Consider the following 14,900-nt stretch of genomic DNA (forward strand, 5'->3'; position numbering starts at 1 on the left):
ATATATACACCTCGAAGGAGTTCGTAACGCGATTCTTCGCACGCTACTCAACGTCTCCGATGAGAAATCGTTTTACTAACACCTTAGCGGTTTTTCAGGCAGGCATCGAGACAGACGTATTGGCGGATGATGCGCGCTAGCCTAGGGTCTAATTGCGAATCTGCTAAGGTTTCAGTGAATGCTCCGTCAAAACGCCGAGGTAAACACATAATCCCGGACAATGAAGAACCCTTCGTCTCCCTGCTGCTGGTACAGTGGCATTAGGAGGTAACCATCCGCCGGCACGGCAATATCTCCGTTATTATCCTTAGCAATAATGTCTCCTTTTGTAACGGGATGGAAATTCCGGTAGCCGGTGTTCATCCGGAAACCGTCACTTCCGTCATGTGAAACATGGTGGACATAGACGAGCTCCGTCAGACGCGGCAGGTTGTTGGCGCTTTGGCGCAGCCGATCATCATGATAGGTATTGACATCCTCTTCCCTGACGCAGCCGAGCGCACGGAGTAAATTAACGGTTGCAGCCAGGCTGAGGTCAACCGAGACCGGATCATCATGGCTCCCGGCCTCAAAGGACACGGCCCGGACGGGCAGGTTGGTGGGAAAGTGGTCCCCCCGAAAATAATGGAGAGTTGTCCCCTGCAAACCACTGAGCATACCCTTGATGACCGGAACGGCCATTTCCGCAGCCAGAGAAAGGCTGGGCGCGTCGTCTCCGGTGATGGCGAAAATCCCACCGGAGGCAGTAGTGGTATGTAAATCCAGTAAAACAAGCTCACTCAAGGGCGCTTCTTCCACGGCTGTTTCAATCGCGGCCAGTAGTTCATGAAGTTCGCGGTCTTCGGAGGTAATGATCATTTCAGGACCGCCATCCAGTGGTCGCCAAATACGATTGAGGTCAGTGTCAATAAATCGTTTTCCTACGGCCAGCGCTTCCAGGTTACCACGCAGGGCCAGGAGATCGCCTTTAAAGTTGAAGCCAGGATTGATCCTCGGTTCATCCTCCAGCATATCAAACAATCGCTCCAGCGCAAGTACGCCCGCCGGCTCATTACCGTGAATGCCACCAATGGCCACCACTAATGGCCCTGCTTCGGCGCCCCGGTAATGACCAATTATTCGTTCTGATTCCGCAATTTTTTTCATGGGTTAAAAATAGAATTTCAACGCGACCAACTGGGCCACGAACCCAACAATGTAACCTGAATATACCTGAACGGTGTCATGTGCGCCAAGCGCCAAACGAGCAGTTCCCACCATGCCTGCCAATAAGACGCCCGTAAGTAACATCAACCCAAGTCCTACGGTCATTCCTCCAATAGTAATACCGTTGGCACCAAAAAGCCCCATTGTTATCATCAGCATTCCCACCAGGCCTCCCATTCCAACCGTATGCAAACTGATCTTGTCCATTACGTTAATGACAAATGCTCCCGCCAAAGCAATGACCACCCCCAATAAGAAGGCGGAAAAAATTGTCGGCACGTCATTACTCTGACTCAAGTTATAATAGACCCAAAAATAGAGGACCATCACCAGCAGCAATGGCCCTATCCTTTCCGTTTTCTCGGCCATCATAACGCTACCGACCATGTTGAGGGCTACCATCAGTAAGATTGATATCATCGGAATTACTGCGGTATACAAAACCATCATCACCAGGGTCAGGACGGCACGTTCGTTACCAAAATCATTAGAACCGAACAGAAAAGGGTTCACCACCATCAGTAACACATACATGTAGGTGGGGATCAGCAAGGGGTGAAAAAGTCCGCTCAGGGCTAAAGCCCACCATTTCTTAGGTGGTGCCGGGACAGTCAGCTCGGTCATTGGATTATCCATGCCGCAAAGATAGAGTCAGGGAATCAAACAGTCCCATAGTCAGGGAGACAGATAGTCAACCTGTTGTCACCTGATTGTTTGACTCCCTGACTTTTTGACTTTTTTCCGGCGCGATCGCAGGTGCAAACAAAAAATTAAAAAGCAGCGAAGGGGATCGTTGAATTCCTATTCTTCCAGTTTAAACGTAGTCCGTCGGTTTTTTGCCCGCCCTTCTTCGGTATCGTTGGGAGCTACTGGTTTGCTCTCCCCGTAGCCGGTGGTGGTGATTCTGTTTTCGTCGATCCCCTGTTCGATGAGGTAAGATTTCACGGAGGCTGCCCGCCCTTCGCTCAGTTGTAAGTTGGTGGCATCGCCGCCGACATCATCGGTGTGTCCCCCGATCTCTACTCGAAGTGCATCAACCTTGGTCAACAATTCGGCCAGCCGGTCGAGTTCATCAAAGGAGACCGGTAACAGAGTAGTACTGCCGCTTTCAAAAAGGACGTTCTTGAAGGCCGTCGAGCCATCAGCTTCGGTTCCGCCCGTAGCTACGGCTTCGGCAATCGGTTCCAGAGCGATCTCGAGTTGATAAGGATCCGTTTGGGTGAAGCCTTCCGCAAGGGAAAAGCGTTTGGAGTAGAACAGGTAACCGGGCTCATCCACCGTCAAAGCATAGTCTTTGCCGGCGGGAAGTACGGTGAGAAAATAGCCATCCCCTCCCGTACGACGGATCGTTGCGGGAGCAGATTGATCCGTCGGGCGCAAGCGGACGGTCGCAGCCAGGCGCTTACCAGTTTTTGCGTCCGTTATCCGGGCCTCTGCGTAAGTGGCCGATGCTGGCCGGAGTTCTTCTGGCAAATCGAATTGATAAATGTCAACGTCAATTTTGCCCGTTTCCGGGTCTCGAAGACCTTTGCTGAAGTACGCGGTGCTTCCGCCCAGTGCAACGAAGAGGTTCGTTTCATCTCCGGCAGTATTGATGGGGTAGCCAAGATTGAGCGGCTTCCCCCAGGCATTGTCTGGTTGTAATTCTGCGCGGAACAAATCATCTCCTCCTAAGCCTGGGTGNCCACTACTGGTAAAAAACAGGGTCTTTCCATCAGCCGCCCAAAAAGGGTACTGGTCCCTACCCAGCGTGTTGATGGTCGCACCGAGGTTTACTGGTGCCGACCAACTACCATTGGGCAATCTTCCGCTGACGTAGAGATCGGTGTTCCCCCGCCCACCGGGGCGGTTGCTGCTGAAAAACAACAGCTGCCCGTCGGCCGATATGCTGGGCTGCGCCTCGTAATCCCGGGTGTTGATGGTTGGCCCGAGATTTTGGGCTCGCGTCCAGCCGACTTCCTCTTTTTCGGCAAAGTAGAGGTCGCAGCTGCCCGCCCCGTCGGGGCGGTTGCAAACCGTGAACACCAGATAAGTGCCATCTGCGGTAATCGTTTGAGCCCCTTCGTTGAACTCCGTATTTACCCCATCCAGTGGTTGGGCGACGGACCAGCTGCCGTCCTCCTGGCGTTCACTCAGGTAAAAGTCTTCCTGATTTCCATCTACCCTACGGGTTAGGATCATTCGTTTACCGTCAACACTGAGGTTAGGGAAGTATTCCAGGTGTTCCTTCGTATTAATTCCTCCTGGCACCGGAACCGGCGCAAAGGGGACAGGTCTTTCCGCCAATGCTTTGGCGACACGCGCTTTTTCCACCAGCTCACCTGCCTTTTCCAGCCGCTCCGGCCGGGTACTACCGGATAAGGAAGTCTGATAGGCCTGATAAGCCATAATGGCTTCGTCAAATTGCCCATCCTTCATTAATATATCTCCCAGTTCCTTCTGCGCCCGCCCCTGATCTTCAGGGCTAAAACTCATTCCTTTCCGTAGATCACTAATGGCAGCGGTTAGTTTCCCAGCACCGTCGTTACTCATGGCCCGGAGATAGTACAAATCGGTCATTGCCGGGTTCCGGTCAATTAAACCGTTGAGCATTTGAGTGGCCTGTTCAAACTTCCCCAGATTGAGCTCCGAGCGGGCTTCGGCGAGTACCTTCTGCTCTTTTTTCTTTAGCGAAGCCGTACCAGAATTACCAGGTTGAGCAATAGCGCAACCAGCATAGGCGACAAGTAAAATCAGGTATAGAGTTGTTCGAAGAAAGGACACCGGCATCATTTTGTTGTAGTCAAAATAACGCAGGTAGTCTATAGTATGTTATGAGACGCCCACCTGGGCTGTCTTCAGCGCTTCTTTGGCCTCCGGAATTTCTTTGGCGGCCAATTTGAATTTGGCGATGGCCTTGTCCATACTTCGTCCATTCTGGTAAGCCAGACCCATTTCATAGTGGATTTGAGCTTCGGAAGGTGCTTTTTCGTCTGCAGCGGCCTTGAGTGCTTTTTCAAAGGCAATGATCGCATCACTGTTGCGACCAACTTTGACCAATAACTTGCCGAAAGTATTGTTTACCCGGCGATCATAGCGATCCAGGCTGGCAATCCGCTGCTTACGCTTACTGAACATGTTGAAGACCCTTAGCGCATCGGCTGGCCGGCCTAGTTTCAGGTAGGCATCTCCCAGGGCAACCTGTGCCATCCAGTAAATTGCCTGATGGGGAATACTGTTTTTCGTTACTGCGTCAAAGTCAGAAGCAGCCTTCTCCCATTCTTCCTTACGCTGGTAAGCGATGCCGCGACCATAATGGCTCTCCGGCATGGAGGGGTTAATTTTGAGGCTCTTATCGTAGTCATATATGGCATCCTCCACATTACCGAGCCGCAGGTTAACAAAGCCACGACGCTCATAAGCCTGGGCATGGCGGGCAAAACGCCCCACCACCTTCGTCATCATGTCCAATGCTTCCTGCTCTTTGTCCTCCTGGCTCACTAATTGACGGCCGCGGTTAAACAGCTGAACGGTTGTCCGATCACTATGGGGTTCGAGTACGTGATGGTCCATAATGTTCCCGGCAGATAAACGCCATAAGTTCAGGCTACCCGCCATACTGAAAGAAACGACCCGTTCCAGCAGGTTGAGTGTATTCAGCCAGTGGCGTTCAGAACCAATAACAACGGTACGGGGAACGTCCAGGGTCAACTCTTCTTCTTTAAAGAAGCCCTCGGGTTTAAGTAGGATGTCATTTTTGTAATAATGCTCCATTCGGTGGTTGTACTGCTCCAACACCTGGTTGAAGACTCGCTCCGATCCGAATTCCAATTGTCCCGCAATAATAATTCTGTACTCTGACATAACCCTGATGTGCTTTGTTCCCTGCCTGTAAAAATATTTGGGCCAACCACATACGTATACTTCCGACCAGCAAGGCCCACAAATCAAGTGTGGTGTGTGATCGAAAAGACCTTTGCTCGGTTAACCGAACGTTGATCCTTGAAACATATAAAGTGGTGGTATCGCCCTAATGCCTGCTAATTCAACTACTTAGAACAATAGCAGGAGTACAAAAGTGCAGCTTTTCTCACCATTCTCAAAGTAATAGAAGGAATAATTTGCGCTAGGAGCTCAATTAGTCCAATTCGCGGCAAAACTCTTTCTCGATACTCCTTTTGGTGCTTGATTTCGCAGAACAAGAGGACTCAAGCACCCACATTCAAAATATTTCCCTAAAACTTATTGAACGGTTGGAGAAAGTAATCTGCCCGACTTCTCCGGAGGCGCAGGAAACAAGGTGGGTAAATACAAAGAAGGCTGCTCCCCTTTTCAGGAGAACAGCCTTCTCGATACCTTTCCTTGCGGAAGGGAGCGGTAACTAATTTATTTTAGTTGACCTTGATCATCCGGGTTGGCTCGGAAGCAACCGGAATGACAACGCGGTTTTCGCGGAGGGTTTCACCGACGGGGCGTTGTTCGCCGAAGCCGATCATGCTCAGCTTGGTTGGGGAAGCACCTTTGTCGACAGAGTACTTCTGGGCAGAGTCCGCACGACGCTCAGAGAGGCCCTGGTTGTACTCATCAGAAGCACGACGGTCAGCGTGGCCTTCGTAGCGGATGCTGAATTCAGATGCTCCAGGCAGTGCGAGGAAGCGATCGATTTCTTCAATGATCATCCGATCCGGGCGGTTGAGGCTGCTAACGTCAGTTGGGAAGTAAATACGATCAATCGAGATAGTACCACGGAGGCTGTCTACACTGATGTACTCAAATTCTTCTCCAGCAATCAGTTCACTGTAACGGGTAACCCGTTCAGGAAGTGTTTCGGCACGATCCTTCGGTTCAGGACAACCGTTGCGGGAAGCAACACCTGCAACATCGGGACATTCGTCTTCTTTGTCGATGATACCGTCACCATCGCGGTCCGGACAGCCACCATTGGCAGCGGTACCTGGCTCAGCAGGGCAATCATCGTCGCCATCGGCAATGCCGTCACCGTCACCATCGGGACAACCCATCAGGGCAGCAACACCGGCTTCGTCGGGACACTTGTCATCTTTGTCGGCAACACCGTCACCATCGCGGTCAGGGCAACCCATCAGGGCAGCTTCACCAGCTTCGGTTGGGCAGGCATCGTCCTTATCCGGAACACCATCACCGTCACCATCAGGGCAACCTTTAAGGTTGGCAAGGCCAGCAACTTCCGGGCAATCGTCATCTTTGTCGGCAACACCGTCACCGTCAGTATCAGGACAACCCATAGTGGAGATAGGACCAGCTTCGGTAGGACAGGCATCTTCTTCGTCGTAAATACCATCCTTATCCGTATCAGGCTTGCCGAATCCGGTAGCGAAAGTCAGGCCCAACATCGTGTAGGCATCATCTTTGTCTGGGTTACCAGATTGGCTTACACCATCGATGAGGTCAGCACCAGTCATGCGGTAGCTTACGTCGAGGCCAAGGGAAGACTTAGGAGAGAGGTAGTACTTAAGACCACCACCGATGGGAAATACAACACCACCGTTGTCGTCACCCTGGGCAGCAATATCTGCGGTAACACCAGCATTGTTTCTGCCGTTGTAGTCCGTAGTAACATCGCCCCAGATGCCATAAGCGGCGCCTACACCGATATACGGAGAAAGCGTTTTCTTAAAGACACCGTCCTGAAAGCGCTTTGCTGCAAAAGGTTCGAATTCCAGTACAAGGCCTGGCTCAATGACTGATGCTTCGGAAGAGAAGCCACGAGCGGCGTTGTCTCCGTCGGCGTCATCACTGTTCAAACCACCGTACATAATATGCGCGCGGAGTGCAAACATTCCGCCCAAGCGACGGCGAACCATTATGCCAGCACTGAAACTTGGCTCGTTCAGAAGAATAATATCGTTTTCGATCATGTCACCTCCAAGTGAAGAGGTGCCAAGTTGAAAGCCAAATTCCCAGGGAAATTGGGTCTTTTGGCTGTAGAGTGAGATGCAGGTAAACATCGCCACAACAAGGAGTAAGTGCTTTAGCATTTTGCTGAGTTTGACGTAAGTTGAAAGTATTATGAGGTTCCGGTTTTATTGATCCGGTGTTTCTTTAAATGAATCGTGTTTTCGTTCCTTTTGTTCGAACGAATCTGTAACAGTCTACAATTTTAGTGGTTTACATCGGAAAAGTGATAATATCGAAGAGGAACATTGCGTTTTTAGGCCTTTTTTTTTCAAATATGACCTTTTACGCCATTATTTCATACGATGAAACCTCAACAAGTGGTTTTGGTGGCCCTCATCATATAGTTCGAGGATAAGTGCTCCCTGGCGGCCAGCTGGAACTGGAAAGAGAATTTTCACGGGATTATGGACGTATCCGTTATCTCCAAAGAGAGATAATTGGTGCCGTAATTTTGGTGGCAATCGAAACTGCCGCAATTCTTCCGCATCCCGGGGTAAAGGTAACTCTCCGTACCCCTGTTCTTCAAGAAAAGCTTTAACCATTTCAAAGCTGCGTTCGAGACGACCAGCAGCAAAGATGACCCGGTAGCAATAGCCATCCGCCGAGCTCCCCCCTTCCACAACTTCTCCCGCAGTGGGGAAGTTGTACCTTATACCCTTCTTATTACTGGTAGAGGCTATTTCCGCCCCCTTCGATATCATGGCAACTTCTGATTCGGGTGAAGCCCGTCCACTCCCACCAAAGTTGGCAATGAATACGGGACGTCTGCCAAGTTTCGGCAAAGACTGAATATTCATTTTGTTATTTTAAATCAAAAATACAACAATTTTACGTAAGTGCTGAATCAATCACCTCTTCATGAAGTAGTTTCTTTTCAAGTAGCCGCTTCCACCATCGGGCCACATGGATTGCTTACCCTACCCCATCTGATCAGAATGTTGCAGGAAGCAGCTATGCAAAACACTGTTCGCCTTAATATTTCCAGTCCCCAAATGATGGAACAGTATGGCTGTTCCTGGGTCTTACGACGGCAGCGGATAAACTGTGACCGGTGGCCGAAGCTGGGGGAAGAACTCACCGTCCTGACCGCCCCTTCCGGATTTGAACGCCAACTCCAGACCTTTCGGGATTTCCACCTTCGTGATCAAGCGGGAATTACCATCATTACTGCCACCACTCAGTGGCTATTCATGGATGTCTCCACCCGGCGCCTACGACCGATACCACCCGCCATTGCTGATTTAAGGCATCACCTTGCACCTGCGGCCGCGCACCTTGATCGACCTGATGGAAAAGTACCACCCCCCAGCAAACCGACATTAGCGCGTGCCGCAAAAATTGCCTTCTATCAACTGGACTTCAACGATCACCTCACCAATCCCGTATTCCCCGAATTAATGCTGGAGCCACTGGGGCATGATTTTCTAAGGAACCACCTTCCGGTAAAAGCAGATATTATGTTCCAGCGGGAGGCTCTCTACGGCGACCAGGTAGAAGCCGTGGCTGGCCCCGAAGCTAAAGCGCTTCACTTCGGGCATGCACTCCTTCGGGGAGATGATCAACTGGCCACCATGCAAACGTCGTGGCGGCAGATATGATTCATCCCGAACGCTGCCGAATAATCAGCGAAGCAAAGTTCGGGTGACGCCTGTTTGCCTGGTAAATTCTGGTCTAAAGGTCTCTGGCACTGAAGAAGTAATCCAGCGTTTCCTTCTTAGCATCACCGCTTTTATAGCCGGCAGTAAAGTATTTCACGCGTTGCTCAGAAGTCCCGTGCGTAAAGCTATCAGGTACTACATAACCCTGGCTTTGCTTCTGAATGGCATCGTCTCCAATGGCCGAAGCCGCGACGAGTGCTTCACGGATATCTCCATCTTCCAAAAGATCAGAATACTGGTCGGCGTAGTGTGCCCAAACACCAGCCAGGTAATCTGCCTGTAACTCGAGGCGAACGGAGGCCGCATTGGCCTGTGATTCGCTGCCACGTTGCCGTACCTGACTTACTTGTTGGCTGTAACCCAATTGGTTCTGAATATGGTGCGCTACTTCGTGTGCTACGACGTAAGCGAGGGCAAAGTCACCTGGAGCCCGAAAGCGTTGACGCAGCAGATCGGCAAACTGCAGGTCGATGTACACCTTTTGGTCGGCCGGACAATAAAAAGGTCCGGTTGCTGCACTGGCGAAGCCACAAGCTGACCGGTCCTGTCCTTCAAAGACAACCAACACTGGCTCTTTGTACTGACGGTTATAGAGCTGCGGGAAAAGTTGCCCCCATATTTTTTCGTTGTCGCGCAGCGTCTTTGAAACAATCTGAAATTCTTCCGTATCCTGTTCCAGGTCCTGGGCAGGTGCTGATGTTTGTGGAGAAGGTGCAGCCGTTCCACTTGACGCACCAAGATATTCTGAGGGGTCGCCGCCCATCAGCATTACGATGATTACGATAATGAGGGTGCCCAGGCCGAAGCCGCCCGCAGTTTTGGTACGGCCGCTCATACCACCGCGATTACCGCGCCGGTCGTCAATATTCTTACTGCCTTCTTTTCCTTCGAGTTTCATTGGAGTAGTTTTATTGTTGTTGCAAGATTCAGGTTGCAGGTTGCAGGTTGCAAGAAAAGCAAAGTTACTGGTATAGCGGGAAAATTGCTCCGTATCCATAACAATTGCCTCTCCTAATGTGATGTGATCTATTTGCCCTGCTTGTCTTGCTGCGCGAATACCCTACGGAGTAATTCTGAGGTCCGGGCACTAACATTTTGCCGGATATTCTCTTCCTCCAGGGCGACCTTCGAGAAGAGTCCTTCGAGCGCCCTTTCGGTAACGTGGTCGGCCAGGTTTGTATTCACTGGCTGGCGGGTCAGGGGGAAATCGTTATACACTTTGGCGGCGTCGGCCCATATTTTCTGTGCATCGAACTTATCAAGCGATGTAGAGATTACCGGGTTGAACTCGTTGTACAGGTCGGAGTAGGTTGTACGTTGCAGGTAGGTAGTTGCAGCGTTGTTATCACCTTTAAGTATACCCATAGCATCCTGAATGGTCATCTGCTTGATGGCCTGTACGAAAATTGGGCCCGCCGTTTTAGCTGCGTCTTCCGCTCCTTGGTTGATTTTCTTGATAATGACCTGCTCCAGGTCGCTGAAACCAGGGATTCCCTTGAGTTTATCGGTAACCTTTAGTACTTCTTCAGGCAAGAGAATGCGGTAAGCCACGTCGTTGAAGTATCCGCCATCGGCGGAGAGCTCGTTGGCACCACGCTGGGCACCCAGGCGCAGCGCTTCTTTCAGGCCGTTGCCGATGTCGTCGGAAGTAAGGCCACCGTTGAGGACGGTATTAAGCGTTTGGTTGATCTGCTGGCTGGTACAGCCAAAGAACAGAAAAGGGAGGGTAAAAAGAAGAAGCTTGCGCATATCGTTACAACGGTTGGTTTGAAGTACTAACGTATAAGACGTACGATTGCTCATTTTAGTAACACCGCAGGTGTTAAAGACTAGTTATCCCTCAGGTCATCGAAGTTAAAATCCCCCATGTCGATGTCACCCAGGTCGCCTAAGTTCAAGTCGTCAAAATCCAGGCCATCAAAATCTTCGTCGTATTCTTCATCGTCAAAATCTTCGTCGTATTCTTCGTCAGCGTCGGGAATATCGTAGTCCCCACCCTCTTCATCAAAGCCATCGTCTTCGTAGTAGTCGTCTTCGTCATCATCGTATTCGTCAGCGAAAGCCGGCTCATCAAAAGTCGGTGGTGGTGTTTTCTTGGGTAATCCAGAAAGCCCTCCACCGCTAAAACCGCCACCACTAAAGCCCCCGCCGCCAAAGTCACCACCTCCGCCACCAAATGCGCCTCCATCGTCGAAGCGCGGAGCCGGGTCCTCAAAGGTGTCTTGCCGCGAGGAGGATGCCCCACGATAACCTCCACCGCCTGCACTTCCCAGGTTGACTTCCACCACGGCGGCGCCAACCTTTCCACCGAGTGGCGGATTTAGTTTTCGTAAGCGGAGTTTTACCGAGCTTACACTATCAAACTGGTTCATGATCCGGTTTCCCATTCGGTAGGCCAGGGCTTCCAGTAATTGCGTAGGCTTTTTCATTTCCGCCTGCAATAGATAATAGATCGTGGCATAATTGACGGTACCGCCCAAATCGTCGTTCTGGGCCGCACCGGTAATGGTGGCCTCAACTTCCACGTCGATGCTGAACTCATTCCCCATGAGGTGCTCCTCCTCAAAGAAGCCATGGGGCGCGAATATCCGTACGTCTTCCAGTCCGATTTTGGCCGTCATGGGTGCAAGATAGTCAGGTAGTCAGGTAGTCAGGTAGTCTTATAGTCAAATAGTCAGGTAGCCCAAAGGAACTAAGTGAATAGGCGCAATTCGAATTTCACCGCTTAAAGGCGGATGCCAAAACTAGCGCCAGCGAGCATCGTTTCAGCTCGCAGAACGTTGTCCCCTAGCCTAAGCAACAATTAGTTCTCACAGAAGAGGCACCGTAGTTCGGAGGTAGGGAAACAGCCATTGCTTACATCTTCGCCAACAACTTCTCCGCCTGTTGCTGCATCGGGTGGGTAGTATCGCTGGCAATTTTTGAAAGCGTATTCCTGGCCTCAGAAACTTTATGCTGTCCCAAAAAGGCGAGGCCCTTGTAATAGTCCGCTTCCTTAGCTAAAGGAAAGTCAGAAATTTGCGTTAGCGGAATAAATACGGAGGAAGCCTCCGCAAATTTTTCTTGGGCCAGCAGCGCCTGACCCAGGTAGAATTTGTTGACGTTGGTTGTGGCCAGGGCGGCAAGTTTCACCTCCGCAGCGGCAAAGCTGCCGGCATCATAGTCGGCAAAAGCCGCAGCCTCCGCGGAGAGGCCTCCATCTCCCCGTACAGTGCCGGTGGTAATGTTTTGATATGGCTCGAAGCTTTCCATGGCGAGGAGTTCCGCATCGAAGCCGCCGGTATTGTTCATGGCCCACCAACCTACGGCCAGGACCAGCAATAAGGCTGCGGCGTAGGCGAATAATTTCATACTGCCATTACTGCGGCGGGATTTTATCGTTACCACCTTAGCTTGCTTCTCCGGGTTTGAAGAGGCCGTAGTTGTGTCTGGTGCTGCGGCCGAAAGGTTACTCTCCAGCTTTTGCAGGCGTGTCTTCAGCGCCCGGTCTTCAGCAAGTTCAATGGCAGCTAAGGCCAGTTCGGTCTCAGCCAGCTCATTACTCAGCTCGGTGTTGCGGGTTACTTCTTCTTCAAACTCAAGACGTTCCTCACGGCCGGCTCGGCCAAGCAAGTAGTCGTCAATACGATTCTGGCGGTTATCCTTATTCATGCTTCCCGAATTTTTTTCTTTACGACTGGGGGGTCAAAATCTGTTTTAGTTTATCGAGGCACCGCATCTTCTTGATACGTGTAGCCCCTGGAGAGCTTAGATTAAGGGCGTTTTGGATACTTTCTATTGGGTAATGATGGTAATAAAAGAGGGTAAGTAACTCCTTGCAGACATCACCCATTTTACCGAGTGCAGATGCCAGCATGGCCTTACGATGGTCGTCTTCAAACCGGTTGAGGAGGCTCAGGTCCAGCTCATCGGCGGGGTCGTTGCCCAAACCAATCCCGGCATCAGGATCAGAGGGCACCTCGCGATGACGCTGCTGGTTCTTGCGGTACACCAACCGTTTGCCAATGGCAAAAAGATAGGTGCGGATCCCGCAAGTGAGATCCGTAAGTCGGCCGCTGACTATGTTTTTATAAAAGGCGATCACAGCATCCTGGAAACAGTCGGCTGCATCAGCTTCGGTGGCGTAGAGTTGTCGCTGTGCGTAGGTCAAAAAGGCAGCCCTATGGTCCTGGTACAGTTGGTCCAGGAGCTCATGGCGGCCTCCTTTAATCGCTTCGAACAATGCTGCGTCGTTGGTTGATTTGTCCTGCACTTGAGTGTCTGAGTTGAGTGTCTTCACTCAAATGTAGCGATTTCGTCGACCAATTTGTTATACCACCGTTGTGGCTTATGTTTCTTTATAACTTTAGTTCCCCCACTGTTACAGAAAGATTAAATTTTTTCTCTATTGTTTTTCAGCTCCGCTGCTTCCTTCGGAGGTGGGCGCGGCCGCAGGATGCAAAGACAGGTTGTTTAAGCGCATGGTATAACACCGTTATTTACCGGATACTCTGGATAAAATCAAAGGTTCACTACCCGTAAGACGGACTTTTCCCTTTCGTTCCTTCGACGCTCAAGGGAAAAGAATCCGTTGGACGGGCGGTTCGACCTTCCGACAAAAGTTTGTCTGATTGCTAAGGCGCCAATACCTGCTATGATAATATCGAAGCAATAATCGCCCCAAACTGCTTCACCCCCGTCGCCATGAGTACCTCCGGAAAATCGTACTCGGCATGGTGCAAAGCCGGGCAATCTTTCCCGGCACCTAACCCAAACATAGCTACCCGGTGATTACGGGACAACCAACCAAAGTCCTCCCCGAACCGGAAAGGCGTTGCTTGCTCCGTAACGGAAAAACCATTTGCTCTCGCAGCCGACAGTACCAGTTCCCGGCAGTAATCATCGTTGACGGTAGCGGGAAAATATTCAAGCCAGTTGATCGACCAACTTAACCGATGATTAGAGGCAATGTTTTCAACGATACCTTCCAGGTTCGTCTTCAAGCGGCCCATTTCGGCTTCCGTCCAGGTTCGGATGGTGTAGTGCATTTCGCCGGTACCTGGGGAGATACCGTAGGCTTTCTGGCCCATGGCAAGGTGCACGGGTGTCAATATTGCAAAATCTTCCCTTTGGGGGTCAGCAATGTTGCACCTGGCAAATTGGTCAATCAGCGCCGCCGTTGCCAGGGCAGGATTGATCCCGTTTTCGGGTTCGGAAGCATGACTTTCTTTCCCTTTCAAAAAAATAGTGAAGCTTTGGACCGTCGGGGAAAAAAGCCTCGGGGTGAGGATAATTTCGTGCAACGGCGCCCCGGGAATGTTGTGAAGGGCGAAGACGTAGTCTGGCGCCAGGGCGAGAAACCGGTCGTCGCACAGGGCGGCCTCGGCCCCTTTGCCCGTTTCTTCAGCCGACTGGAAAAACAGGACCACCCGACCGGCGCTAAAGGATTGTTTCCTTAGCCAGAGGGTCAGGCCGGCCACGATGCCCATGTGTCCGTCGTGTCCACACTTGTGCGACACCCCTTCGGTGCGGGAGCGGTGCTCAAAAGTATTGGGCTCCTGGATCGGCAGTGCGTCTAACTCGCAACGGATCATTACCGTAGGCCCGGTTGCCGGATAATCATAGACGAAGGCCAGGCCGTGGCCGCCAATTCCGGTGATCAATTCAGTAGGCGGGTGATGGTCGGAAATAAAGGCAACAATTCGTTGGGCGGTCTCTCTTTCTTCCCCCGACAGTTCCGGATACTGGTGGAGATCTTTACGGAGATGTTGGAGTTCGGGGTACATGTAAGGTTTTTTGGATGAGGTTTTAGGCACTCAGGCCTTCTAGTACATTGTAACGTAAATACATGAACATAGCTACTGGCAGCTTTCAAGGATGGTTTATCCCTTAGGGCGGGTGGGCTTTACCCAAGAAATCTCGGGGCACAGCCCACCCGCCCTGAATGTAAAAAAGTGCTATGCTTTTTAACTACATAACTTACGTTCATAGTTTAGTAGAAAAAGGTGGTAAAAGTAAAGAGGTTTCAATGGGCTTTCCTCCCTTGCTCCTTTTCACCTTTCCACTGTACCTGCGGCCGCGCCCTAAACCAATTTCATTTGCAACCTACCAGAAAGTCCGAACGTTAGTACCTTTGCAGTC

At 51.1% G+C, this 14,900-nt stretch carries 13 protein-coding genes; 1 reads left to right on the plus strand and 12 read right to left on the minus strand.

Features of this window, described 5'->3' with window-relative positions; genetic code table 11:
• Positions 1 to 186 precede the first annotated feature (186 nt).
• The 6 genes from B036_RS27785 to B036_RS0102785 all read right to left on the minus strand — a co-directional run bounded on the left by B036_RS27785 (position 187) and on the right by B036_RS0102785 (position 7,919).
• Entirely contained in the window at positions 187 to 1,146 is a 960-nt protein-coding gene (locus B036_RS27785; protein ID WP_020567159.1) for a M14 family metallopeptidase, read from the minus strand.
• Positions 1,147 to 1,149: 3 nt separating this feature from the next.
• Complete coding sequence (locus B036_RS27790) at positions 1,150 to 1,842, minus strand: hypothetical protein (protein ID WP_020567160.1); 693 nt, start codon at positions 1,840 to 1,842, stop codon at positions 1,150 to 1,152.
• A gap of 165 nt (positions 1,843 to 2,007) precedes the next feature.
• Positions 2,008 to 3,978, minus strand: a complete 1,971-nt coding sequence (locus B036_RS27795; RefSeq protein WP_020567161.1) for an OmpA family protein — start codon at positions 3,976 to 3,978, stop codon at positions 2,008 to 2,010.
• A gap of 39 nt (positions 3,979 to 4,017) precedes the next feature.
• Positions 4,018 to 5,049: a tetratricopeptide repeat protein gene (locus tag B036_RS0102775; RefSeq protein ID WP_020567162.1), complete on the minus strand. Its 1,032-nt coding sequence runs from the start codon at positions 5,047 to 5,049 to the stop codon at positions 4,018 to 4,020.
• 527 nt (positions 5,050 to 5,576) lie between these two features.
• The gene (locus tag B036_RS31550; protein ID WP_083926111.1) at positions 5,577 to 7,202 is read right to left on the minus strand and encodes a DUF6089 family protein; all 1,626 of its coding nucleotides are present in this window, start codon (positions 7,200 to 7,202) and stop codon (positions 5,577 to 5,579) included.
• 210 nt (positions 7,203 to 7,412) lie between these two features.
• Positions 7,413 to 7,919, minus strand: coding sequence for a hypothetical protein (locus B036_RS0102785; RefSeq protein ID WP_020567165.1), 507 nt, complete (start codon positions 7,917 to 7,919; stop codon positions 7,413 to 7,415).
• A 39-nt stretch (positions 7,920 to 7,958) separates the two neighbouring features.
• On the opposite strand from B036_RS0102785, the gene B036_RS0102790 reads away from it, so the two are divergent.
• Positions 7,959 to 8,720, plus strand: coding sequence for an acyl-[acyl-carrier-protein] thioesterase (locus B036_RS0102790; protein WP_071596752.1), 762 nt, complete (start codon positions 7,959 to 7,961; stop codon positions 8,718 to 8,720).
• Positions 8,721 to 8,793: 73 nt separating this feature from the next.
• On the opposite strand, the gene ypfJ is transcribed toward B036_RS0102790, so the two are convergent.
• From ypfJ to B036_RS0102820, 6 genes are all read right to left on the minus strand, one after another.
• Positions 8,794 to 9,678 (minus strand): KPN_02809 family neutral zinc metallopeptidase, encoded by an 885-nt coding sequence (ypfJ, locus tag B036_RS27810; protein WP_044101674.1) that lies wholly within the window; start codon positions 9,676 to 9,678, stop codon positions 8,794 to 8,796.
• Between the two features lie 128 nt (positions 9,679 to 9,806).
• Positions 9,807 to 10,529 (minus strand): DUF4197 domain-containing protein, encoded by a 723-nt coding sequence (locus B036_RS0102800; protein ID WP_026231618.1) that lies wholly within the window; start codon positions 10,527 to 10,529, stop codon positions 9,807 to 9,809.
• 80 nt (positions 10,530 to 10,609) lie between these two features.
• Positions 10,610 to 11,401 carry a dihydroneopterin aldolase gene (gene folB, locus B036_RS31555; RefSeq protein WP_020567169.1) on the minus strand — a complete coding sequence of 264 codons (792 nt, stop codon included), beginning with the start codon at positions 11,399 to 11,401 and terminating at the stop codon, positions 10,610 to 10,612.
• A gap of 235 nt (positions 11,402 to 11,636) precedes the next feature.
• Positions 11,637 to 12,431, minus strand: a complete 795-nt coding sequence (locus tag B036_RS0102810) for a tetratricopeptide repeat protein (protein ID WP_020567170.1) — start codon at positions 12,429 to 12,431, stop codon at positions 11,637 to 11,639.
• A 19-nt stretch (positions 12,432 to 12,450) separates the two neighbouring features.
• On the minus strand, positions 12,451 to 13,059 hold the full coding sequence (locus tag B036_RS0102815) for an RNA polymerase sigma factor (protein ID WP_083926112.1): 609 nt from the start codon (positions 13,057 to 13,059) through the stop codon (positions 12,451 to 12,453).
• A 352-nt stretch (positions 13,060 to 13,411) separates the two neighbouring features.
• Positions 13,412 to 14,545, minus strand: coding sequence for an amidohydrolase (locus B036_RS0102820; protein ID WP_020567172.1), 1,134 nt, complete (start codon positions 14,543 to 14,545; stop codon positions 13,412 to 13,414).
• Between the last annotated feature and the right edge of the window lie 355 nt (positions 14,546 to 14,900).

This window comes from Neolewinella persica DSM 23188 (genome assembly GCF_000373105.1).
GTDB classification, from domain to species: domain Bacteria; phylum Bacteroidota; class Bacteroidia; order Chitinophagales; family Saprospiraceae; genus Neolewinella; species Neolewinella persica.

Bases quoted from the DNA above. Each gene is read 5' to 3' on its own strand.
- B036_RS27785 (WP_020567159.1), bottom strand. From the start codon at position 1,146: ATGAAAAAAATTGCGGAATCAGAACGAATAATTGGTCATTACCGGGGC.
- B036_RS27790 (WP_020567160.1), bottom strand. From the start codon at position 1,842: ATGGATAATCCAATGACCGAGCTGACTGTCCCGGCACCACCTAAGAAA.
- B036_RS0102775 (WP_020567162.1), bottom strand. From the start codon at position 5,049: ATGTCAGAGTACAGAATTATTATTGCGGGACAATTGGAATTCGGATCG.
- B036_RS31550 (WP_083926111.1), bottom strand. From the start codon at position 7,202: ATGCTAAAGCACTTACTCCTTGTTGTGGCGATGTTTACCTGCATCTCA.
- B036_RS0102785 (WP_020567165.1), bottom strand. From the start codon at position 7,919: ATGAATATTCAGTCTTTGCCGAAACTTGGCAGACGTCCCGTATTCATT.
- ypfJ (WP_044101674.1), bottom strand. From the start codon at position 9,678: ATGAAACTCGAAGGAAAAGAAGGCAGTAAGAATATTGACGACCGGCGC.
- B036_RS0102800 (WP_026231618.1), bottom strand. From the start codon at position 10,529: ATGCGCAAGCTTCTTCTTTTTACCCTCCCTTTTCTGTTCTTTGGCTGT.
- folB (WP_020567169.1), bottom strand. From the start codon at position 11,401: ATGACGGCCAAAATCGGACTGGAAGACGTACGGATATTCGCGCCCCAT.
- B036_RS0102810 (WP_020567170.1), bottom strand. From the start codon at position 12,431: ATGAATAAGGATAACCGCCAGAATCGTATTGACGACTACTTGCTTGGC.
- B036_RS0102820 (WP_020567172.1), bottom strand. From the start codon at position 14,545: ATGTACCCCGAACTCCAACATCTCCGTAAAGATCTCCACCAGTATCCG.